A 21992-nucleotide genomic window follows, 5' to 3' on the forward strand; every position below is an offset into this window, starting at 1 on the left:
CTTTAAGATGTGAACTTGTTGATTAGACTACCGTTAGTAGCACCAAATTCATATTTTTCGATTAATGGTTAACCCATCACGAATTGGCAACATGAGAGTTTCAACCCGAGTATCTTCTTTAAGCAGCGTGTTGTAGGCAATTAGAGCTTCTGTAGACACATCGTCCTTCTTTATAGGCTCTAGCACCTTTCCGCTCCAAAGCACATTATCTGACAGGATAATGCCCCCTGATTTTAATTTGTCAATCACTAAATGAAAGTAGTTGGCATAATTCTCTTTATCGGCATCAATAAACACCAAGTCAAAGGCTGTATCCAACTTTGGGATAATTTCTAAGGCATTGCCTAAATGCTGCTGGATTTGATTTCCATAATCAGATTTTTCAAAATATTTGCGCTGAAAATCGATGAGTTCTTCGTTAACGTCAATAGTGTGTAAAATCCCATCTTTTTGAAGTCCCTCAGCCAAACATAAAGCCGAGTAGCCAGTATAGGTTCCAATTTCCAAAATCGTTTTTGGATTTACCAATTTAGATAGCATACTCAATACGCGACCTTGATAGTGTCCACTGAGCATGCGTGGTTGTAAAATCTTTTGAAAGGTTTCTCGAGAGAGTTGTTGTAATATTTTTGGTTCATCTTCAGAATGTGCCGTAATGTAGCGCTCTAAAGGTTCCGGTATAAAATCCATAATAGTAATCTTAATTAATTAAAACGTCAGTCTAATTCTCAGATGCGTTTCTAAAGGTGGTAGAAATTGAACATAATTGTATACAGCTAAAGGCCTAAAATACGGTTTACTAATCTTTTCTTTGCCACTTCATCATCACCGCACAACCATCGGACCACGTTATCTTCCCAAATGGCATCGCGTTCGGTTTCAGTAATAATTTCGCGTTCCATGGCGAGATCTAAAATTTTGCCTGGGTAGGACGATTGTTGCGCACTTTCCATTTCTCCCAAAGGATACGGATCATCCAAGCCCATCAGCACTTGTTTGGAGCCCTGGTTTTTAATCAGTAATTGCAAACCTCCGGTGTCATGTACCAAAGTGTCAAAGAATATATTTTTGTGACCCACAGCTTTTCTCGGATGACTCTTACCTTCAAATAAATCTGGTCTACCGTCAAAACCTTGAATACGGCGCCCTAAATTAATTTGTGCCAGTTGGCCACCATGGGCAAAACAGGTACGCATATTTGGGTATTTGTCTTGATACCCATTTAAAGTCAAGAAATGATAGGCATCAGCACATTGCGCCAACATCCAAATCAAGTGAAAACGCCATGACGTATTTTCAAGTTTTATGAATTTTTCACCATCATAGGGGTGAATTTCAACAGCCAAATTATATTTACTTGCCAGCTCAAATAGGGGTTCATTTTCTTCATCAAAAATACAACGCCAAGTCCCAATGGTATCCATGTAATGCGTAGGTAAACACATCAGTTGCATTCCCAATTCTTCTACACAGCGTTCCATTTCCCACATGGCGCCACGAACAAAACCTGGGTGCACTACAAAACCGGAGGTGAATTTACTCGGATTTTCACGTTGAATTTTCGCATTAAAATCATTTTGAAATCGCAAGGCTTGCTTCATTTCTTCCACTCGCAATCCATTACCGTATAATTGGGACAGATTTAAAACCACCGCATGGTCGATTTTAAAACGTTCCATCCAAGCTAATTTTTCATCTAAAAAGAAGCTTGAATCCGTGACGGGACGGCTCCAATCTTTTTGAAGCATGAATTTTCGGTCTTTATCAACCCAAAATATCCCTTTATCCTTCATGAATTGAGGAATTTCCTCAGGGTAAGGCAATAAATGTGAGTGTCCGTTAATGCGTAGTTTGCGTTTTTCCATACCAATTTCCCACCAAAGTGGGAATCTTATTTTTTTTCAATTATTAAAAGGAGCTTTGAGATGAGCGCCTTCAAATTTATTCCTTGATCCTGTTACAATAATAACATTACTCAATCTTGACCTTTTTAGGCGGTTCCATCAACTCACCACAATTGGGACATTTGCGTTTATCCTTGTCCTGGTAATATTTGTCGAAAATCTTTGGCATATCAGTTTCAATATTTTCCACCGTAAAGTCTTCTTCATAGAGTTTTGTGGTGCAATTTTCACAAAACCATAGTAAGGCGTCACGCATGCCTTCGGGACGTTTGTATTCGATAACCAATCCAACAGTATTGGCTTCGCGTTGCGGGGAATGTGGGACTTTAGGTGGTAATAAATAAATATCACCTTCTTTAATATGCACATCTTTTGATGTGCCGTTATCAATAATTTTTAAAATCATATCCCCTTCCACTTGATAGAAGAATTCTGGGGTCTCGTTGTAATGATAATCCTTTCGATTGTTCGGCCCACCAACGACCATCACAATAAAATCGCCATCCTTCCAGACCACTTTATTACCCACAGGTGGTTTTAGAAGATGTCTGTTTTCTTCAATCCATTCCTTGAAATTTATAGGAGAAACTAATTTGCTCATGGTTTTAGTTTTTGTTGGCGTTAATGAAACTTCAGGTTTTCCTGGTGAAAGCTATCTTGACCTCCATCCTTAACGCAGATTTCGATCTTAAAATTAAGTATAAAACTGCAGAACAAAAAGACTTTGTTGATGCTTATTTTGTCCTAATTTTATTGGTTGTCCGCCACATATCATAAAGCTCTTAGTTATGTCATTATGGCAACATATTTATGTTGGCACTAATAACGAACTTTTGCTTTTATTCTGCGATAATCCTCCTGATCTGCGGGATAACCTTTCACATGCTCATGGTTTTGTATCCCGCTGATTTCGCAGATATTCGCAGATTTTTTACGCGTATGACAAAAAAGGGATATACAATCATTTTATAACGATTTGGTGCGGCCACCATCAACTGGGAGATTAACGCCGTTGATATATCCCGCTTTTTCACTTGCTAAAAACGTCACCGCATACGCCAGCTCTTCTGGTTGCGCGAAGCGTTTGGCAGGGACTGTGTTTTTCATGGCATCGGCGGCTTCTTCTTCCGTCTGACCAGATTTATCCGATTTATTTTTGATAATATCCGTTAAACGTTCTGTTTCGGTGGCGCCAGGAAGTACGTTATTCACGGTAATTCCGAATTGACCAAGCTCATTGGCCAAAGTTTTACTCCAATTGGCAACGGCCCCACGAATGGTGTTGCTCACTCCAAGACCATCCAAAGGCTGCTTCACTGAAGTAGAAATAATATTGATAATACGCCCGTAGTTTTGTTCTTTCATAAAAGGAACAACCACTTGCACCAAAACATGGTTACATTTTAGATGTTGGGTAAAGGCATTTCCAAATTCTTCCAATTTTGCCGAAAAAATAGGTCCTCCGGCAGGTCCACCAGTATTATTTAAGAGAATGTGGAACCCATGATGTTTAGAAATGAACTCAGATACTTTACGTTCCAACTCCTCGGGCTTAGAAAAGTCTGCCACAATATAACTGTGGTTTTCAGGATTGCAAAGTTCTGAAATGGTTTGCTTCAATTTTTCTTCATTTCGCGCTACCAAAGTCACCTTCGCACCTTCAGCGGCTAATGAAATAGCTGTTGCTTTCCCTATTCCTGCAGTGCTCCCGCACACTAATGCGTATTTATTGTTTAGTTTTAAATCCATAGTATTCCCTGTCGAGACAGGAATCTTTTTAAAGGTTATTCTATATCATTTGATCAGAGAAAAGAGAGAAGAGAAAAGAGACGCTAATTGTGATGAAAATTTCATACTTCTCTGTTCTATATTCTCTTTTCTATATTCTTATTAAGTATTCATTTTCAAGAAGCAAACGTTACCCGTCTTGGCTCTTGACTCTATTAATCTTGGCTCTCTTTCTAGTATTTTATACAAACATTCTTCGCTTCCGTAAAAAAGCGCAAAGCTTCGAATCCGCCTTCTCTGCCAACTCCGGAAGCTTTTATGCCTCCAAAAGGCGTGCGTAAATCGCGCATCATCCAAGTATTTACCCAAACGATTCCGGCTTGTAGTTGATTGCTCATGCGCATGGTGCGTTTTAAATCATTCGTCCATAATGTTGCGGACAAACCGTATTTAACTGCATTGGCCATTTTTAAAACCTCATCTTCAGTTTCAAATGGCATAATAGTTACTACTGGGCCGAAAATTTCTTCTTGATTAACGCGACAATCGTTCGACGCCACTTCAATAACTGTGGGCTCCAAATAATAGCCGTTTTTATAATCTTTAATAATTAATTTATTGCCACCACAAAGGATATTCCCATGTTCTGACTTAGCAATTTCAATATAATTCAAGACTTTTTCTAAATGCGCTTTAGATACTAATGCCCCAATATTTGTTTCTGCTTTTGAAGGATGACCAACTTTAAGTGCTTTAACTCTAGCGACAAAATCTAACTTGAATTTTTCATATATGGACGCTTCCACAAAAATCCGACTGCCACACAAACAAATCTGCCCTTGATTGGCAAACGAAGAGCGCACTGTAGTTCCTAGCATGTCATTATAATCGCAGTCAGCAAAAATGATGTTCGGATTTTTGCCACCCAATTCTAAAGATAATTTCTTGAACATTGGCGCCGCTACTTTGGCGATATGCGCCCCAGTTGCAGTGCCTCCCGTAAAACTGATCGCTTTAATGTCTGGATGCTCAACAATGGCTTGCCCTGCGGTAGTTCCTAAGCCGTGAACAATGTTCAATACCCCATTTGGCAATCCCGCTTCTGTACAAATTTCGCCTAATAAATAGGCAGTCATAGGCGTGACTTCACTAGGTTTGGCAACGACGCAGTTTCCCGCGGCTATGGCTGGTGCGATTTTCCAAGTAAAAAGATAGAGTGGGAGGTTCCATGGCGAAATACATCCCACCACACCAATGGGTTGGCGTAAGGTGTAATTAATGGCATTTTGACCAACACTCTCGTGACTTTCACTACCGAATTGGGTAATTGCATTGCCGAAAAATCGAAAATTACTGGCCGCTCTCGGAATATCCACAGCTTTGGCTAACGAAATTGGTTTCCCATTGTCTTTACTTTCTGCTTCAGCAAAGCGCTGTAAGTTCGCTTCAAGGAGTTCTGAGATTTTAATGAGAATTCTACTGCGTTCTTCCAAAGTCGTTTGAGACCAGCTTGGAAACGCCGATTTCGCAGCGCTATAGGCATTCTCTACATCCTCAGTTGACGAATTTGGAATTTGTCCATAAACCTCGCCATTGGCAGGGCAATAATTATCAATCCACTCGTCAGCAACTGGAGGTAAATATTGACCGTTGATGTAGTTTTGTATCTTCATAATGCCTAATTCAGTTGATGTTAAAGAGCTAAATTTTCTCTTCTCGCTTTTCTCTACTCTATATTCTTTTTATAAGCCATCACCTTAATCTCCACCACCAGATCGGGATGTGGCAATTGATGCACCGCTACTGTAGTTCTAGTAGGCCCAGTTTCTTTGTCAAAAAACTCGGCATAAGCTTTATTGTACCCAGCAAAATCATTCATGTTGACTAAAAATGTAGTAACATCGACGACGTCTTTTAGGGTTGCACCTTCTTTGGCTAGATTTTTCTCAATATTTTTGATGACCTCACGCGTTTGAACTTCAGCATTTAAATGTTTGGTGCCCATGACGTCAATAATGTCTACGCCTGCAATACTATTGTCGGCACGCCGGGAACTTGTGCCCGATACAAATATAAAATCGCCTACACGTTTGGTATGTGGGTAGGCGCCCCTAGGGGTTACTATTTCTTTGCTCATAGGTTTAGTGTTTAAAATTTTTCGCTACATGATCATCTTCCAAAATCTCCTCAGTAGCACGATTTACTTTTTCTAAATTAGTTTTTAAATCAGCATCGATATTAAGTTCCCTGTCGGCAAGCATATTCAAGATGGCTTTATCTTGTGCACGACCTCTTAACATGGCTTCTCTATAGCCAATATCTTCATTAAAGGTAACCAATGAATATTTTGACGAATAGTCATCGGGGAAATTCTTTTCAAAGGCCATTTCTAAATTGCGTTTTTCTCTAAAAATCGCATTGTTGACGTGACCTTTCATCTCATGGAAATTGTCAATAGCCAAATCAGCAATAGCGTCAGTGTCCATTTTTCGGTTTTTTTCATAGGCCTTAAAAATGGCTTCCCATCCTGCTTCGCTATTTGGTTCTCCCTCTTCTAATGCCTTGTCGAATACAACAACATCCTCAAAAGACGCATTCATTCCTTGTCCGTAGAAAGGCACAATGGCATGAGCAGCATCACCCATCAATAAGGTGTTTCCTTTATAATGCCATGGCGAACATTTTACGGTGCCTAAAGGTGATGTTGGATTGGTGAAAAAGTCATCTACCAAGTTTGGCAACAATTCTAAGGCGTCTTTAAAATATTTTTCAAAAAACTCAAGCACCTTTTCAGGGGTATTCAAATTTCCAAAATTGTAGTCGCCGTCATCAAAACTTAAAAATAAGGTAACGGTAAAACTGCCATCTAAATTGGGTAAGGCAATCAGCATAAAACTATCGCGTCCCCAAATATGTAGTGCATTTTTATAAGTTTGGTAGCCGCCATTTTTAGCAGGAAGTATGCTTAACTCTTTGTAACCATGAGTTAACCAATCCTGTGAAAAACTGAATAAAAACTTCTTTCCTAAAAAATAACTTTTCCGCAATGCTGATCCAGCGCCATCTGTAGCGAAAATAATGTCAGCGTCTTCAACAAAATTTTCCTTTGTTTCATAATCTTCAAAAAGGGCTGTCGTATTTTCGAAATCGACAGATTTACACTTTTTGTTGAAATGAATATTTACATTTTGATGTTTCTCGGCTTCATTCAATAGTAAAGCATTCAAATCGCCACGAGAAATAGAATTGATAAATTCATGTTCACGTCCGCTATAAGGTGCTAGTACCGTATTCCCTTCCAAATCGTGCAACAATCGTCCGTTCATTGGGATGCAGAGTTCTTTCACTTGTTCTTCCACACCAGCAAGTCGCATCGCTTTTAGGCCTCTATCAGAAAGCGCTAAGTTGATGGAGCGCCCTGCACTGATGTCAACCTTACGTAAATCAGGACGCATTTCATAAAGATTTATATTAAAGCCGCGTTGACCCAATCGTAAAGCGAGTAAGCTTCCACAAAGACCAGCGCCGATGATAAGTATATTTTGTTGTTTTTTCATAATATGTTCTGCGAAGGCAGGAACCTTTTGTTTTTAATTTCAATATAAGATTGAAAACTCTTCAAAATTGAAGCACTAACCAGAGCTTTAATCCACCTTCCTTTAAAAATGGAAGAAATTTTTAAGCATTTTTAATTCAAAATCTCCTTTAATTTTTCTACCAAATGATATACATCCTCAAATGAGTTGTATAATGGCGTAGGCGCACAGCGAATCACGTCGGGTTCACGCCAATCCGAAATGACACCTGCTTGCGTTAATTTGTTGTTCAATGTCTTGTCTGCATTTTTAACTTGAATAGAGAGTTGACACCCACGTTCGTCAGGATTTGATGGCGTGATAATTTTAATGCTGTCGTTCCCTAATTGAAGCAATAGAAACTCGAAATAACCCGTGAGTTCCTTCGATTTTGCAGTTAGTCTTTCCATGCCAACTTCTGCGAAAATGTCTAATGAAGCTCTAATGGCTGCCATTGATAAAATAGGTGGATTGCTCAATTGCCACCCTTCTGCACCAGCAAGTTGATCAAATTCGTCGCGCATCTTAAATCGGGTGGCTTTATTATGGCTCCACCAACCTGCAAAACGGTTGAGGTCTTTATTATGTGCGTGGCGTTCATGAACAAAAGCGCCACCTAAACTTCCGGGACCCGAATTTAAATATTTATAAGTACACCAAGCGGCAAAATCCGCACCTGAATCGTGAAGATTCAAAGCCACGTTACCTGCACCATGTGCACAATCAAAACCAACTAAACAGCCATGTTTATGACCGAGTTGGGCGATCCGTTTAAAATCGAAAAATTGTCCTGTATAGTAATTAACACCACCAATCATAATTAAGGCAATCTCATCGCCCTGCGTTTCCATGATGGCTTCCAAATCTTCATAATTTGCTAATTCTTCACCTTTTCTGGCTTTCCACAGAACAACACCATCTTTCGGATCAAAACCGTGGTGCTTCAGTTGGGATTCAACGGCATATTTATCAGAAGGAAATGCATCCGCTTCAATAAGTATTTTATATCGTTTTAGTGTCGGCTTGTAAAAAGAAACCATCATCAAATGTAGATTGACCGTCAAGGTATTCATGACAATCACTTCAATGGGTTTTGCACCGACCACTTTTGCCATGTTTTCCGTTAGCAATTCGTGATAGTGCAACCACGGGTTTTTTGCTTCAGTATGCCCTTCAACCCCTAAATTTGCCCAATCTTCCAATTCTTGATTGATATAGTCTTTGGTTGATTTAGGTTGGAGGCCGAGAGAATTCCCGGTCATATAAATCAAGTCATTTCCATTTTTATCCTTTGGAATATGGAAGCGGTCTCTATAAGATGCCAATGCATCGGATTGATCTAGTAGTTGCGCGTATGCTAAGCCTAATTTTTGATGTGACAAGGTGTATTTATTTTCGGTTGTACACAAAAATAAGAATTATAAGCTTAGTAAGAAGTCCTAAAAAGAGAGTTTATAAGAAGGTAAAGTGCATTTTTTTGACATTTTGTAGTGGAGGAGAATGAGGTCAAAAAAAAAGAGCTTCAACTTTTTAAGTGGAAGCTCTTTGAATATATAGAGACGCATTGCTGCGGAATATTTTTTTGATACACTATATATACGTGTTCTTTACCTGTTTTGGATGTCTGAAAGTGGCGTTTTAGCAATAGTTTAACAAATCTTATTGGATGACCTTGATGTTTGTAAAGTGCAGCGTCCAATCAACCTCTGGACGTTTGTGTGTTTTACTGATTTTAATGCCACTGAAATCTTCAAAATCCTCCCATGTCGTCATCATAGAAGGTTCTTTGGAATTTCCTTTGCGATATACCCATTCTTTCAGCATAAAGTCATCTCCATAATAAAAGTCGTATGCATCGCCTGGTGTATAGCCGCCTTCATTAGTATAAGTAATTGTGATCTTATTGAGTTGTGTTTTGCTGATTGGAGCCTCGGCTGCAGAAACTTCGGAAATGCTTGCTGAGGTATCCCAAACCAATTGAAAAGGTGCTAATAACCAGTATTTGTCGTTAATAAAGCTTTTATCTGCATTTAAAGAAATACTGTCGATAGATTTTCTGTTGTAAGCAACCGTGTCCTTCCCGGAAATCATCACCACGTCTTCTGACTTTGGATTCCAGATCCATGAACGTTCAAAATGAATCGTATCTCTGTCAACATTAAAAGTGAACTGTAGTTCAGATACATTTTTCCAATTTTCTAAACCATGGGCATTGGCAATTTTTTCGGCGGTGGACCATTCTTTTTCTATGACTTTAGCTTCTTCCTTTTGTTTACAGGATAACGAGAACGTGACTAATAGGACTAACAATATTGATTTTTTCATCTTTTAATTTTTTATAAAGATAAACAAGAATGCACTAGAAGGATTATATTTAAATATCAGAACAGGATATATGGATACAAATGATCATTATTTCAACACCAATAGAGATACGTGGAACACCAAAGTGGGTGTTCACGCTGAAAGTGACATGTATAATATGGAAGCTTTCAAAAGCGGTATATCGTCATTAATGCCTTATGAATTGGAAGCGCTTGCCGATGTTAATGGAAAAACCTTGCTGCACTTGCAGTGTCATTTTGGGCAAGATACCTTGAGTTGGAGTAGGATGGGAGCAAAGTGCGTGGGTGTCGATTTGAGCGATAAAGGCATTGTCTTAGCGCAGCAGCTCAATGAAGAACTACAACTTGATGCCAAGTTTGTGTGTTGCAATGTTCTGGAAACCTCTAAACACATTGCTGAAACTTTTGATATTGTCTTCACAAGCTATGGCGTCATTGGTTGGTTGCCCGATTTAAATCCTTGGGGACGAATGATTGCAGAGCGCTTAAAGCCAGGAGGCATCTTCTTTATGGCCGAGTTTCACCCAATTGTGTGGATGTTCGATTATTTGGATGGCAAACCTAAGCTGCAGTATGGGTATATGCAGGAGGATGCTATTTACGAAGCCTATGAAGGTACCTATGCAAATCCGAATTCAAAAATGAAGAGTAAGGAATATGGTTGGAATCATGGATTGGGCGAAGTGGTGTCTGCATTATCAGAAGCAGGATTGCATATTGAATATCTCAAAGAACATGATGAAAGTCCGTACAATGTATTTCCCGATTTAGTAGAAACTGATTCAGGAATGTTTGTAACAAAGGACAAGCTGTATCCTTTGATTTTTACCTTGAAAGCAAGCAAAGAGGCATAAAAAAACCTCACAGGTTTTGAAAACCTTTGAGGTTGAAATCATATTATTAAGAGGATTTGACTAGATCTTATTGCTTAATCAACTCTGGAAATTTAGCTTTAAAACGTTCATATCTAGGGATGGATACGTTTTGAATATATGGATTTTGTGGATTGTGTTTTTCGTAATCTTGATGGTAGTCTTCTGCAATCCAAAATTTCTGAAACGGATACACTTCCGCAGCCACTTTTTGATTCAATTTTTTAGCCAAGGCCGCTTTCTTCTCATTAATTATTTTTTTTTGAGCATCATTCTGATAAAAAATAATAGAGCGGTACTGTGACCCTCTGTCGCCACCTTGCCCATTGACTTGTGTCGGATTTTGAGATCCAAAATACACATCCACTAACGTCGCAAAACTCACCACATTCGGATCGTAAGTAACTTCTACAGCTTCTGCGTGCCCTGTTCGGCCTGTGTTACTTGACTCGTAGGTAGGATTCTTAGTATGGCCTCCAGCATAGCCGCTGATTACTTCATCAACACCGTTTACATGTTCATAGATGTTTTCAACACACCAAAAACAGCCACTTGCAAAATAGGCTTTGGCTTTGCCATTAAGCATGGCAACTTCAACAGGATCGGCATTTGTAACTGCGTCTTGTTTTGGACTATTTTGAGCCGTGTTTTGACAGCTAAATAAGACGATAAGTGATAGGGATAAAAGTATAGATTTCATTGGAACTATTTTATAGGTAGTCGCTAAGTTATTTAAAACCTTAGTCTCATACTGTGAAAGTTATCCCAAAAAAAAAAGCCTTCACAGATCTTGTAAAGGCTTTTAAATATATAGAGGAAGTTGTTTAGCTCAATTTAGCGAACAATTTTTCCATTTTCTCTTTTTGCTCTTCAGCTAATTGTGCATCAACCAAAATACGACCACTATGCTCATCTGTAATTACTTTCTTACGAGAAGCAATCTCTACTTGAACTTGTGGTGGAATAGTGAAGAAAGAACCACCTGAGGCACCTCTTTCAATAGCAACAACTGCTAAGCCATTCTTTACATTTGCTCTAATTCTGCGATATGCATTCACCAAACGCTCATCGATAGTGTCTTGATACTCCTCAGATTTTTTAATTAAAGCTGTTTCTTCTTTTTCAGTTTCAGAAAGGATAGCATTCAATTCACTTTTCTTGTGTTTTAAATGCGCTTGACGGTCTTTTAAACGGTCTTTAGTTTCAGAAATAATCTCTTTTTTCTGCTCAATTTGTACTTTGAATTCTTTAATGTGCTTTTCAGCCAATTCTATTTCTAATTCCTGAAATTCCATTTCCTTGGTAATAGAATTGAATTCTCTGTTATTTCTAACATTTTCTTGCTGTTCAGCGTATTTTTTAATCAACGATTTAGCCTCTTCAATCAAATTCTTTTTTGATTTGATTTCGTCGTCAACTAGTGCTAAGCCACCGTTTAATTTTTCAAGTCTAGTATTAAGTCCTTCAACTTCATCTTCTAAATCTCTTACTTCTAAAGGAAGTTCCCCTCGAATATTTCTGATTTCGTCAACTCTTGAATCAATTAGTTGTAAATCATACAACGCTCTTAATCGGTCTTCAACAGAAAGTTCAGCTTTTTTTGCCATAATTATAAATACTTTACAGGATTGGTGTTTATCGTCGATAAAACGACTGCAAAATTAGTAATTTTTTTTGATAGATAGTCAGCTAAATAGGTTTTTGTGAACTGTTCACTTTCATAATGTCCTATATCTGCTAAAATTATTTGATTTTCTGCAGAAAAAAAGTCATGATATTTAAGATCTGCGGTAATATAAACATCTGCCTGTGCCGCCTTCGCAGCAGCAATGCCAAAACTGCCCGACCCCCCAAGCACAGCTATCCGTTGCACTTTATCGGTATGGAGTTGTGAATGTCTGATGCAAAAGACTTTCATTTTTTCTTTTACAAACAGTAGAAAATCGTTAGTAGCCATTGCTTCATGTAAGTCTCCTACCATACCAATCCCAATGTGTTGGTTGTAATTGTCTAAGGTGGTCACTTCAAAAGCAACTTCCTCATAAGGATGATGCTCCTTAAGCGCTTTTAATAGTGCTTTTTCTAAATGTTTTTGGAAGGTTACAGAAATTTGAGTTTCATCTTCCTGGCGGTATTCAAAACGCTCCCCAACTTTTGGGTCTGATGCTTCATTACCTCTAAACGTGCCAACACCTTCCGTGTTAAAACTGCAATCATCATAATTTCCTATTTGACCAGCACCAGCTTTAAAGAGCTCCGCACGTAAACCGTCAGCATTGGCTTGGGGGACGTAGGTGGTCAGTTTTTTAATGGTCCCTTTTTGCGGTAAGAGTATTTTCTTATTTTCTAGGCCCAAGGTATTGCAGATAATGTCATTCACGCCTTGTAGCGCATTGTCTAAAGCGGTATGAATGGCGAAAATGGCAATATCATGCTTAATCGCCTTCAAAACAACACGTTCCACATAGCTGTTACCGTTCAACTTTTTTAAACCTTTAAAGATGATCGGATGAAAACTGACAATTAAATTGCAGTTTTTTTCAATAGCTTCGTCAACAACATCTTCTAAGGTGTCCAAAGTGACCAAAACACCCTTAAGTTCATTATTTTTGTCGCCCACCAACAACCCTACATTGTCAAACTCTTCAGCATATGCTAAAGGTGCTAACTTTTCGAGATGATCAATGACCTCTTGGATAATCATATGTTTTTTTGGTTTTAGGTTCAAAGCAAAGATAAAATATTATATTTTCGTTCTGATGAAATTACTTAGGTATCTCCTTATTCCGGTCGTTCCCATATACTATGGGGTTACTTGGTTACGCAATAAATTATATGACTTGGGTATAAAAAAGTCTACCGCTTATCACTTTCCCGTCATCTGTGTGGGGAATTTAAGTGTTGGTGGCACGGGTAAAACGCCCATGATTGAGTATTTAATTCGGCTTTTACATTCGGAATTTCAACTTGCCACGCTGAGTAGAGGCTATAAAAGACAAACAAAGGGTTTTATTATTGCAGATCATACGGCCACAGCGAACAGTATTGGCGATGAACCTTTTCAATTTTACCAAAAATTTGATGACGTAATTGTGAGTGTAGACGCAAATCGGGTGCACGGTATTTCTCAACTAACCGCATTGCAAAATCCTCCAGAAGTTATTTTATTAGATGATGCTTTTCAGCACAGAAAGGTGCGTGCTGGTTTCAATATTTTGTTGACGCCTTATGATGATCTTTATGTAGATGATATATTGTTGCCTACGGGGAATTTAAGGGAACCCCAGCGAGGTGCACAGCGTGCTGACATCATTGTAGTAACCAAATGTCCAGAAACGCTCTCAAATCAACGAAAAGAAGAAATTACCAATCGCATACAACCCTTAGCACATCAGGAGGTGTTTTTTGCAAGTATTGCTTATTCGAGCACATTAAAAAACGCCAACGAGACGATTGCTTTGTCCACGCTTAAGAATGAAAAATTTACTTTGGTGACTGGAATAGCCAATCCGAAACCATTACTTTCTTACTTACAGGAGCGAGGACTTGAATTTGAGCATTTAAAATTTAAGGACCATCACGAGTTTAGCAGTAGTGAACTAGACAATTTGAAAACGAGAGGTCTTATAGTTACTACGGAAAAGGACATGGTACGGTTGGCACCTCATTTTACTCAAGCTGAAAAACTATATTATTTGCCTATTGAAATGAAAGTGAATAGACCAGTAGATTTTGATCAACTTATCCTTGGCTTTGTCAAATAGAAGCGGATGACTTTTGATTGATTTTTAACGCATTGTACAATTTCTTTTCGAAATCGTCTTGTTTAAAAGGTTTGGAGATAATGTCATCAAAGCCCGCTTCATCAAATTCGTGCATTTTGTCTTCGATGGTGACTGCTGTTAATGCGAAAATTGTCAATTCCTTATCAAATGTTCTGATAATCTTAGTGGCTTCAAGACCACTGATTCCAGGCATATGAATGTCCATGAGTACGACATCATAGTGTACCTCCTTAACGCGCTCCACCGCATCTTCCCCATTCTCTACAACATCGCAATAGAGATTCATTTTGTTTAGAATCTTCCGGGTTATCATTTGATTGATCTTGTTATCTTCAACAACCAAAATTTTGATATTTGTCAAGTCCAAAGTATTAATTTTGTTAAGTTGTTTAGGTTTTTCACTTATAGTTGGCTCTGGAGCGTAGGTCATAGGAATTTCAAAGAAAAAGCTCGAGCCTTTTCCGAGCTCACTTTTTAAATAAATTTTACCTTTTAAGATTTCAATTAGCCCTTTAACTATGGACAAGCCTAAACCAGTGCCGCCGTATTTTCTATTAATTTGGATGGAGCCTTGGGAGAAACTTTCAAACATATGTTCTTGTTTCTCTTTTGTAATTCCAATGCCGTTGTCTTGAATTTCGAATCTTACGGTATAGGTGTTGTTTTCTTGATTTATCTTTTTCAATTTCACCCAGATATCACCATCCTTAGTAAACTTGATGGCGTTACCCACAAGATTGATTAAAATTTGGGATATCTTGAGTTGGTCAGCCGTAAATGTAGTTGGCAGGTCATTGTCATATTCATAATGCAATTTGGTATGGTTATCTATTGCCGAGTTACTCAATGCTGAAAGGACATTTTCAACTTTTTTCTTGAGATTGAACACTTCCGGATCCAATTCCACTTTATTCGCTTCAATTTTGTTGATTTGAAGAATATCATTTATAAAGGTCAATAAATAGTCCCCAGAAAATTTTAAGGATCTTAAATGCGGAATCTGATCCGGTTTAGGATCTTCGTCCAAGAGCATGTTCGTTAAGCCTGTTACGGCATATAATGGTGTTCTAAGTTCGTGAGTTACGGTAGACAAAAAGTTGGCCTTGGTTTTGGAAGCAAGTTCTGCTTTTTCTTTTGCAACAATAAGTTCATCATTTTTTTTATGAAGCATGTTGTTGGTCTTGAGTCTGATATTATTGTTTTTATACAAGGATAAGGTAAGGAGAGACAAAATGGTAATCAGGGCAATACTTAAGATAGTGGTAATCCTGGTTAAATTGTTGGAAGCATCAGCCTCTTCCAACTTAATTTCCATTTGTTTACGCTCAGAATCTTTATAATCATTAATAAACTGTGCTTTTTTTTCTGGAGAAAGGTTTTTGCGCTTAATATCCATCAAAGCATCTGACAGTTGAAGATGTTTTCTTAAATATTCAACGGAAAGTTTATAGTTACCATTGCTTTCATAAATATCACTTAAGGTTAAATAACTATCATTAATGTATTCCGGTATGTTATTCTTTTCGGCTAATTCCATACCTTCTTTCGCCATAGACAGAGCTAATTCATCATTTCCCATGGCTTGGTAAACTTTTCCGCTGTTGATGAAAGCGCTGCTTAAAACACCCATCTGATCGTGTTTTTTAGCAAGGATGATGGTTTTTTCGAGCTTTGATTTGGCGGTTTTGTAATCTTCTAGCGCAATGTAAACCTTAGCTTCGTTCAAATTAACGTCTGAAATATAGCGTTCTAATCCTTCTTCTTCAAATTTAGTGCGGGCAGAGTTGAAGTAATCCAGGGCGATTTGATATTCCTTTTTACTGCTGTGCAAAATGCCTCTAAGATTGTAGGTAGTGGCTAAATTTAAATAATCATTTGTTTCCCGTTGCAGTTCAGCAGCTTTCGTTAAAGAAACTAATGCATTTTCTGGCTCCTCTATAATAAACTGCATCTTAGCAATTTGCGTATAAATACTGCCTTCAGTTTTTTTGTCCGCAATTTTGTGGGCAATGACCAAAGCTTTATCTAAATTGTCCTTAGCGTTGTAATATTCCCCCCGTTCCATTTCAAAACCAGATTGAGTAATGTAATTTTGAACTCGCATTTTAAGAACCTCTGCATCTTCATCAGCAGCGTTTTGTGAGAATAACGTTACAGATAGGAGGATAAGAAAAGCAACTATATAATACTTTGGTTGGGACATTTTTGGTCACTTTATGGAAAACAAATATAATTATTTATTCGATAAAAGTGTGGTTTTCATCGTTATATTGCTGATTAAATCTAGAATTCTGCTAGAATATCCAGTTTCGTTATCGTACCATCCAACAATTTTTATCATATTACCAATCACAGATGTCATCTGCGAATCAAAAATGCAGGAATGAGGATTGCCCACAATGTCAATTGAAACTATAGGATCTTCCGTGTATTCCAATATATTTTTCAAATATGTTTCGGAGGCCTCTTTAAAAGCTTGGTTAATGTCTTCAATGGATACTGTCTTTTCCACATTTAGAGTGATGTCTGTCAAAGATCCATTGGGCACAGGAACTCTGATGCCACACCCACCAATCACATCGTTGAGTTTTGGGAAGATTTTAGTTAGGGCTTTGGCGGCACCGGTTGTAGTTGGGACGATAGATTGTCCTGCTGCCCGTGCCCGTCTTAAGTCCTTATGGGGTTGATCATGTAAGCTCTGATCTGTAGTATACGAATGCACCGTGGTGATATAGGCCTGTTTGATGCCACATAAGTCATTAATGACGGCAATCATTGGTGCAGCGTTATTTGTGGTACATGAAGCGTTAGAAATGATGGTTTCATCACCATTCAGAATCCCGTCATTTACACCCAAAACAATGGTTTTAATGTCGTCATCAACAGGAGGCACGGATAAGATGACTTTTTTAGCCCCGTTTTTAATGTGATGTTCTAAAGCGGCGCTGGTTTTAAATTTTCCGGTAGCTTCAATTACAAAATCAACTTTATAAGGTTTCCAGTCTATGTTTTCAATGTCTTTAGAGTTCAATAAAGGAATCTGTTGATCTTCAAAAATTAAATGATGCTCGTCAAAAGAAAGCTTGGATTTTAATACACCGTGGATGCTGTCGTATTTTAACAGATGACTTAGGGTACGTGCATCCGCCAAATCGTTTATGGCCACCACATGCATGTCATCACGGTCTTGGATAAGTCGGAACACACGACGGCCAATACGTCCAAATCCATTAATCGCTACTCTAATCATTAATTGATATGTTTTTGAGCTTTATAGGATGATCGCACTAAAGCACTACTTTCCACATGTCTAAACCCAAGGTCTAGTCCAATCTCTTCATATTCCTTAAACTGATCAGGAAGTATAAATTGTTTTACTGGGAGATGCTTCTTACTCGGTTGTAGGTATTGCCCAATGGTCACCACATCGACATTATGTGCTCTTAAATCGTGAAGTGTTTCAATAACTTCTTCTCGTTTTTCGCCAAGACCTAACATGATGCCAGATTTTGTACGTCGTTGCCCTTGGTCTTTTAAATACTTAAGTACGCCTAAACTGCGGTCGTATTTCGCTTGGATTCTGACTTCTCGGGTCAATCGTCTGACCGTTTCGATATTGTGAGAGACCACTTCAGGCGCTACACCAATAATTCTGTCAATATGTTGCTCGATACCTTGAAAATCGGGGATCAGCGTTTCTAAGGTTGTTTCAGGATTCATACGGCGGACAGCCTTCACTGTTTCAGCCCACATGATGCTTCCCATATCTTTTATATCGTCGCGATCAACACTCGTTAATACGGCGTGTTTAATGCCCATTAGCTTAATGGAGCGCGCTACTTTTTCAGGTTCATCCCAATCTAAAACTTCAGGACGACCTGTCTTAACGCCGCAAAAACCGCAAGACCGGGTACAGATATTTCCAAGAATCATAAACGTTGCCGTTCCTTCACCCCAACATTCGCCCATATTAGGACAGCTCCCCGAGGTGCATATCGTATTTAAACTGTATTTATCCACCAAGGTGCGAAGCTCTGTGTATTTTTTACCAGTAGGTAATTTTACTCGGAGCCATTTGGGTTTAGGTTGGCGTTCTGGGATTACTTTTGAAATGGTTTCTGTACTCATAGATTCGGAAATTTTCAATGACAAATATACAAAGTATAATCGTAAAACTATAGGGTAGCAGGCGCAGATCCTACTGGCTAAAAATGCGGTTTAAAATGCTGATTGCGCATTTGAGTGACCACAATTCACTAGAATATATTAAGCATTTAGTACAGAAGGATGTGATTAAACATGTAATGATACCGTTTGGACATACAGTATGTTAACGAGTAATTATTTGGTAATCACTTCCGCTAATAGTTTTTTAGCTCTCAAAAGTTTTACTTTTACATTGTTGATAGGCTCGTTGAGTTCTTCCGAAATTTCTTTATAACTCAATTCTTGAAAGTATCTTAAATTGATGACTTGCTGATAATGGGGTTTTAGCTTCTTAATATCACGGAGGAGTTTGGCTAAATTTTGTTCTGTGATCAATTTGTCTTCAGGAGAAGGCGATTCATCTATGATGTCATTAAAATCATCAGAACTGGTATGACGAGACCTGGTTTGAAAAGAGGATTTGCGCTTTCTTAAAAGATCAATATGAATGTTTTTGGAAATGGTAATCAGCCAAGTTTTAAACTCGTAGGCGTCATTATAGGTGTCAATTTTATCAAAAGCTTTTGAAAAGGTTTGGATGGTAATATCCTCTGCATCATTTTCGTTTTCGGTACGTTTCAATTGAAAACCATACACATCATTCCAAAAAGCATCCAGTAAAACCTTAAATGCGGTTTGATCATTACTCTTGGCTTTTGCAATAATTAATTTTATTTCCAACGATTCTGCTTTGATAAAAGATTTTTTATAAAGATAGAGAATTGTGTAACAATAAGAAATATTTCCAAAAGTGGGAAATAAGGAATCAAATCCTTTTCATTCAATTTTTTAGAAGCTAAGCTTAAATTGATGAATAACGCCAAATATCGAGCGACAATCAATCCCAAAACAATTTGCCAAAAGAAACCTGTGCTGATCAAAATTAACCCAATAGCAAAAAACAGGAATTGCGAAACAAAAAACATTCCCAAAGCCGATTTATGTTTGGTTTTATAGTTTTTGGCAGTTGTGATATGACGGCGCTTTTGAACGATCCATTCACTGTAAGTTTCTTTTGCAATAGATTCAGTAAAGCTGTTTTTTGACAGACAAATAGTGGTGTTTCTGGAATCTCCAATCTGATTGACAAATAAATCATCATCACCAGATTTAATGTTCATATGGTCCATAAACCCTCGTGCTTCAAAAAAGAGTTCTTTGGTATAAGCCATGTTTCGTCCAACGCCCATATAGGGGTTTCCTAATTTGGTGTAGGAGAAATACTGAACAGCCGTCATAAAGGTTTCAAAACGGATTAGTTTATTTAATACAGATTTTTTGACTTTAGCATAGGCGCCATAACCTAAAATCAATTGATGTTCTCTAGTAAAATGACTGCTCATCTCACTGATCCATTGCCGGGAGACAGGTTGACAATCAGCGTCGGTAAATAATAGGCGGTTATGGGTAGCCGCTTTAATACCCAGAGTTAGTGCATATTTCTTATTGCCCCAAAATGCTTCAATGTTTTTCACATTGACAATCTTAATATTGCTGTGGTTAACCTTAAATTGCTCCATAACTTGAAGTGTGGCGTCAGTGGAGCTGTCATTAATTAAGACCACTTCAAAATTTGGATACTCTTGATCTAGAATGCTGGGCAAAAATGCAGTTAGATTTTTAGCCTCATTTTTTGCGCAAATTAGTACGGAAACGGGGAATGTTTGTTGTGGAGAGGCGGTGCGTCTTTTCTGTTTAACACTGGAGAAAACGTAACCGTAAAAAAATAATTGGACAAAGGTAACTACTACAAAAATGTAGAACAGCACATGTAATATAACCATTAACCTTTATGAATGTTGAGGTTCACTACAATTTTCATACTGGTCTGGAGACTTCCCGCAGAACCCGCAAGCTTCTCCTTCTTTATTAAGCATAGGATTTTGGCTAGCACAAGTGCCGGCAAATTTACCATCTTTTTTTGCCCAGATTTTAATGGCAATACCAGCAACTCCGAGGCCTAATAGGATTAATGTGATAAGTAAAAGTTTCATGCGTATAGAATTTATGCAAAGATAATGCTTTTAAACAATTTAATAACATATTAGCGCAAGAGTTCATCAGGAAATATGCCACCAAAAAACCACCCTTTCGAGGTGGTTTAGAATGTTGATTTTGTAAAAAAATATTATTTATTATTCTTCAAAACGATTTCAGCAACGGAATTTTCATTGTTACCAGAATTCATTTGAGATCCTGCTTTAGGTTCAATGGTAATACTCAATCCTAAAGCATTTTCCATATAAGGTATGGTCTTCAATTTGCGCTCAGATTCATCCAAAATCCCTAAATTTACCATACGATCTTGAAGTTCTGCCCATATTTGGAAGGACTGATCTTCAGGTAATTTAGGTAAGGATACCACATCAATCATAGATGTTTTATCCACCGCATTAATGTAGGCTACCGTTTTTAAATTCTTTGCTCTGGAGTTTCCTCTTAGGACATACTTTTCCGTTTCAGGGTTGTTCAACTTCATAAATTGAAGCATGACATTTTCCAACTTATTATTGTTCTCTTCAATATCACTTCTAAGATCAAAAATTTCCTCTACCACAACTTGGTTTTCATTGCTCAATGTTATGTTTTTATCATTCAAGAAAAAGGAAGCGCCGGCAAATATAAATGCTGCAATACTTGCTGCGATGCTAAACCACGGAGTTCGTCTTTCTGGTCGTAAATTCATTTTTAAGACCGGTGTTTCTTCCGAGATCTCTTTAAAAACATCGTTCAAAATGTATTTAGGTGCTTCCACGATGTTTGCCTTTGCCAAAATTTCAAGATTTTCCTGAAGCCGGTCATATTCAGCGGCAACTTCAGGAAATTCAGCAATAAAGCTCTCAACTTCTAGATTCTCATCTATCGTTGTAGTCCCTAAGATATAACTATCTAAAAGGCCCGAATTCATAAAATGTTGTAATTTTTTTTCCATTATTTCTAAACTTTTAATGGTTAAAAAGTTTTCGTAAATCTCTCAAACCAATTTTCAATCGCGACTTTATTGTGCCCAAAGGAATATCTAGTTCGTCACTAGCTTCTTGTTGTGTCATGCCTTCAAAAAATAAAGCATTTAGTACAACTTGGTATTTTTCATCCAATTTGGTAACATGATCTCTTAAATCAATAACATCTTGATTTAAACTTGCGGTTGGTAAAATATATACGTTGGATTTATCAATTTGGACTTCCTTTTCGAAACGATTATTGAAACTTCTTAATTTATCAATAGCCGTATTTCGCGCTATTCTGTAGAGCCATGTAAAAAGTCTTGCCTTTTTGGAATCGTATTTTTTGGAGTTCTTCCAAATTTTTATAAAACTTTCCTGCAAAGCGTCTTGGGCGAGTTCTTCATTATTGGTTATTTTTAAAATGACCCCATAAAGACTGTCAGAATAATTTTCATAAAGTAAATTAAGCGCAGCTTTATCTCCTTTTTCAAGAAGTTCGACAATATGTTCTTCTAATGAGTAACTCAAAAGTTAAATTTTAATTTAATATTTTGTGATTAAAGTCCGAATACATCTTTTAAGCGTATATCAACTATAGGGTGGTAAAATTACAAATAAACTACCTTATA

The 21992-nt window shown here is 37.8% G+C and carries 22 protein-coding genes; 2 read left to right on the forward strand and 20 right to left on the reverse strand.

The genetic code is table 11. The annotated features are described in order from the left end of the window. Nucleotides 1–48: 48 nt before the first annotated feature. From ES711_RS05330 to ES711_RS05370, 9 genes are all read right to left on the reverse strand, one after another. Complete coding sequence (locus ES711_RS05330) at nt 49–690, reverse strand: O-methyltransferase (RefSeq protein ID WP_146891024.1); 642 nt, start codon at nt 688–690, stop codon at nt 49–51. A gap of 86 nt (nt 691–776) precedes the next feature. Further along, nucleotides 777–1865 carry an amidohydrolase family protein gene (locus ES711_RS05335; RefSeq protein ID WP_146891027.1) on the reverse strand — a complete coding sequence of 363 codons (1089 nt, stop codon included), beginning with the start codon at nt 1863–1865 and terminating at the stop codon, nt 777–779. Nucleotides 1866–1971: 106 nt separating this feature from the next. Then, on the reverse strand, nt 1972–2505 hold the full coding sequence (locus ES711_RS05340; RefSeq protein ID WP_146891030.1) for a 3-hydroxyanthranilate 3,4-dioxygenase: 534 nt from the start codon (nt 2503–2505) through the stop codon (nt 1972–1974). 365 nt (nt 2506–2870) lie between these two features. Next, the gene (locus ES711_RS05345) at nt 2871–3653 is read right to left on the reverse strand and encodes an SDR family oxidoreductase (protein ID WP_146891033.1); all 783 of its coding nucleotides are present in this window, start codon (nt 3651–3653) and stop codon (nt 2871–2873) included. A 212-nt stretch (nt 3654–3865) separates the two neighbouring features. After that, entirely contained in the window at nt 3866–5305 is a 1440-nt protein-coding gene (locus ES711_RS05350; RefSeq protein ID WP_146891036.1) for an aldehyde dehydrogenase, read from the reverse strand. Nucleotides 5306–5358: 53 nt separating this feature from the next. Then, a complete protein-coding gene (locus ES711_RS05355) occupies nt 5359–5769 on the reverse strand; it encodes a RidA family protein (protein WP_146891039.1) in 411 nt (136 codons plus the stop codon). A gap of 4 nt (nt 5770–5773) precedes the next feature. Then, a complete protein-coding gene (locus ES711_RS05360) occupies nt 5774–7189 on the reverse strand; it encodes an FAD-dependent oxidoreductase (protein ID WP_146891042.1) in 1416 nt (471 codons plus the stop codon). A gap of 131 nt (nt 7190–7320) precedes the next feature. Then, nucleotides 7321–8589, reverse strand: a complete 1269-nt coding sequence (kynU, locus tag ES711_RS05365; RefSeq protein WP_146891044.1) for a kynureninase — start codon at nt 8587–8589, stop codon at nt 7321–7323. 277 nt (nt 8590–8866) lie between these two features. Next, nucleotides 8867–9532, reverse strand: a complete 666-nt coding sequence (locus ES711_RS05370; RefSeq protein WP_146891047.1) for a hypothetical protein — start codon at nt 9530–9532, stop codon at nt 8867–8869. Between the two features lie 70 nt (nt 9533–9602). Here ES711_RS05370 and ES711_RS05375 point away from each other — a divergent pair, with 70 nt between their 5' ends. Next, a complete protein-coding gene (locus ES711_RS05375) occupies nt 9603–10406 on the forward strand; it encodes a class I SAM-dependent methyltransferase (RefSeq protein ID WP_146891050.1) in 804 nt (267 codons plus the stop codon). Between the two features lie 67 nt (nt 10407–10473). On the opposite strand, the gene msrA is transcribed toward ES711_RS05375, so the two are convergent. The 3 genes from msrA to ES711_RS05390 form a co-directional block, all read right to left on the reverse strand. Then, nucleotides 10474–11124, reverse strand: a complete 651-nt coding sequence (gene msrA, locus ES711_RS05380; RefSeq protein ID WP_146891052.1) for a peptide-methionine (S)-S-oxide reductase MsrA — start codon at nt 11122–11124, stop codon at nt 10474–10476. 124 nt (nt 11125–11248) lie between these two features. Then, on the reverse strand, nt 11249–12031 hold the full coding sequence (locus ES711_RS05385; protein WP_146891055.1) for a zinc ribbon domain-containing protein: 783 nt from the start codon (nt 12029–12031) through the stop codon (nt 11249–11251). A 2-nt stretch (nt 12032–12033) separates the two neighbouring features. Then, nucleotides 12034–13128 (reverse strand): Nif3-like dinuclear metal center hexameric protein, encoded by a 1095-nt coding sequence (locus ES711_RS05390; protein ID WP_146891057.1) that lies wholly within the window; start codon nt 13126–13128, stop codon nt 12034–12036. Nucleotides 13129–13183: 55 nt separating this feature from the next. On the opposite strand from ES711_RS05390, the gene lpxK reads away from it, so the two are divergent. Then, a complete protein-coding gene (gene lpxK, locus ES711_RS05395) occupies nt 13184–14188 on the forward strand; it encodes a tetraacyldisaccharide 4'-kinase (RefSeq protein WP_146891060.1) in 1005 nt (334 codons plus the stop codon). Here lpxK and ES711_RS05400 read toward each other — a convergent pair. From ES711_RS05400 to ES711_RS05435, 8 genes are all read right to left on the reverse strand, one after another. Beyond that, nucleotides 14181–16412, reverse strand: coding sequence for an ATP-binding protein (locus ES711_RS05400; RefSeq protein ID WP_146891063.1), 2232 nt, complete (start codon nt 16410–16412; stop codon nt 14181–14183). The genes lpxK and ES711_RS05400 overlap by 8 nt on opposite strands. 30 nt (nt 16413–16442) lie before the next feature. Then, on the reverse strand, nt 16443–17459 hold the full coding sequence (gene gap, locus ES711_RS05405; RefSeq protein ID WP_146891066.1) for a type I glyceraldehyde-3-phosphate dehydrogenase: 1017 nt from the start codon (nt 17457–17459) through the stop codon (nt 16443–16445). After that, complete coding sequence (gene lipA, locus ES711_RS05410) at nt 17459–18337, reverse strand: lipoyl synthase (protein ID WP_146891069.1); 879 nt, start codon at nt 18335–18337, stop codon at nt 17459–17461. Before lipA ends, gap begins: the two co-directional genes overlap by 1 nt. A 213-nt stretch (nt 18338–18550) precedes the next feature. Continuing rightward, a complete protein-coding gene (locus ES711_RS05415; protein WP_146891072.1) occupies nt 18551–19096 on the reverse strand; it encodes an RNA polymerase sigma factor in 546 nt (181 codons plus the stop codon). Next, nucleotides 19087–20199 carry a glycosyltransferase gene (locus tag ES711_RS05420; RefSeq protein WP_146891075.1) on the reverse strand — a complete coding sequence of 371 codons (1113 nt, stop codon included), beginning with the start codon at nt 20197–20199 and terminating at the stop codon, nt 19087–19089. Before ES711_RS05420 ends, ES711_RS05415 begins: the two co-directional genes overlap by 10 nt. A gap of 6 nt (nt 20200–20205) precedes the next feature. Next, a complete protein-coding gene (locus ES711_RS05425; RefSeq protein WP_146891078.1) occupies nt 20206–20409 on the reverse strand; it encodes a membrane or secreted protein in 204 nt (67 codons plus the stop codon). A gap of 134 nt (nt 20410–20543) precedes the next feature. Then, on the reverse strand, nt 20544–21347 hold the full coding sequence (locus ES711_RS05430; protein WP_146891081.1) for an anti-sigma factor: 804 nt from the start codon (nt 21345–21347) through the stop codon (nt 20544–20546). Between the two features lie 13 nt (nt 21348–21360). Then, nucleotides 21361–21891: an RNA polymerase sigma factor gene (locus ES711_RS05435; RefSeq protein ID WP_146891083.1), complete on the reverse strand. Its 531-nt coding sequence runs from the start codon at nt 21889–21891 to the stop codon at nt 21361–21363. Between the last annotated feature and the right edge of the window lie 101 nt (nt 21892–21992).

Origin of the sequence: Gelidibacter salicanalis (genome assembly GCF_007997285.1) — a bacterium.
Lineage (GTDB): Bacteria > Bacteroidota > Bacteroidia > Flavobacteriales > Flavobacteriaceae > Gelidibacter > Gelidibacter salicanalis.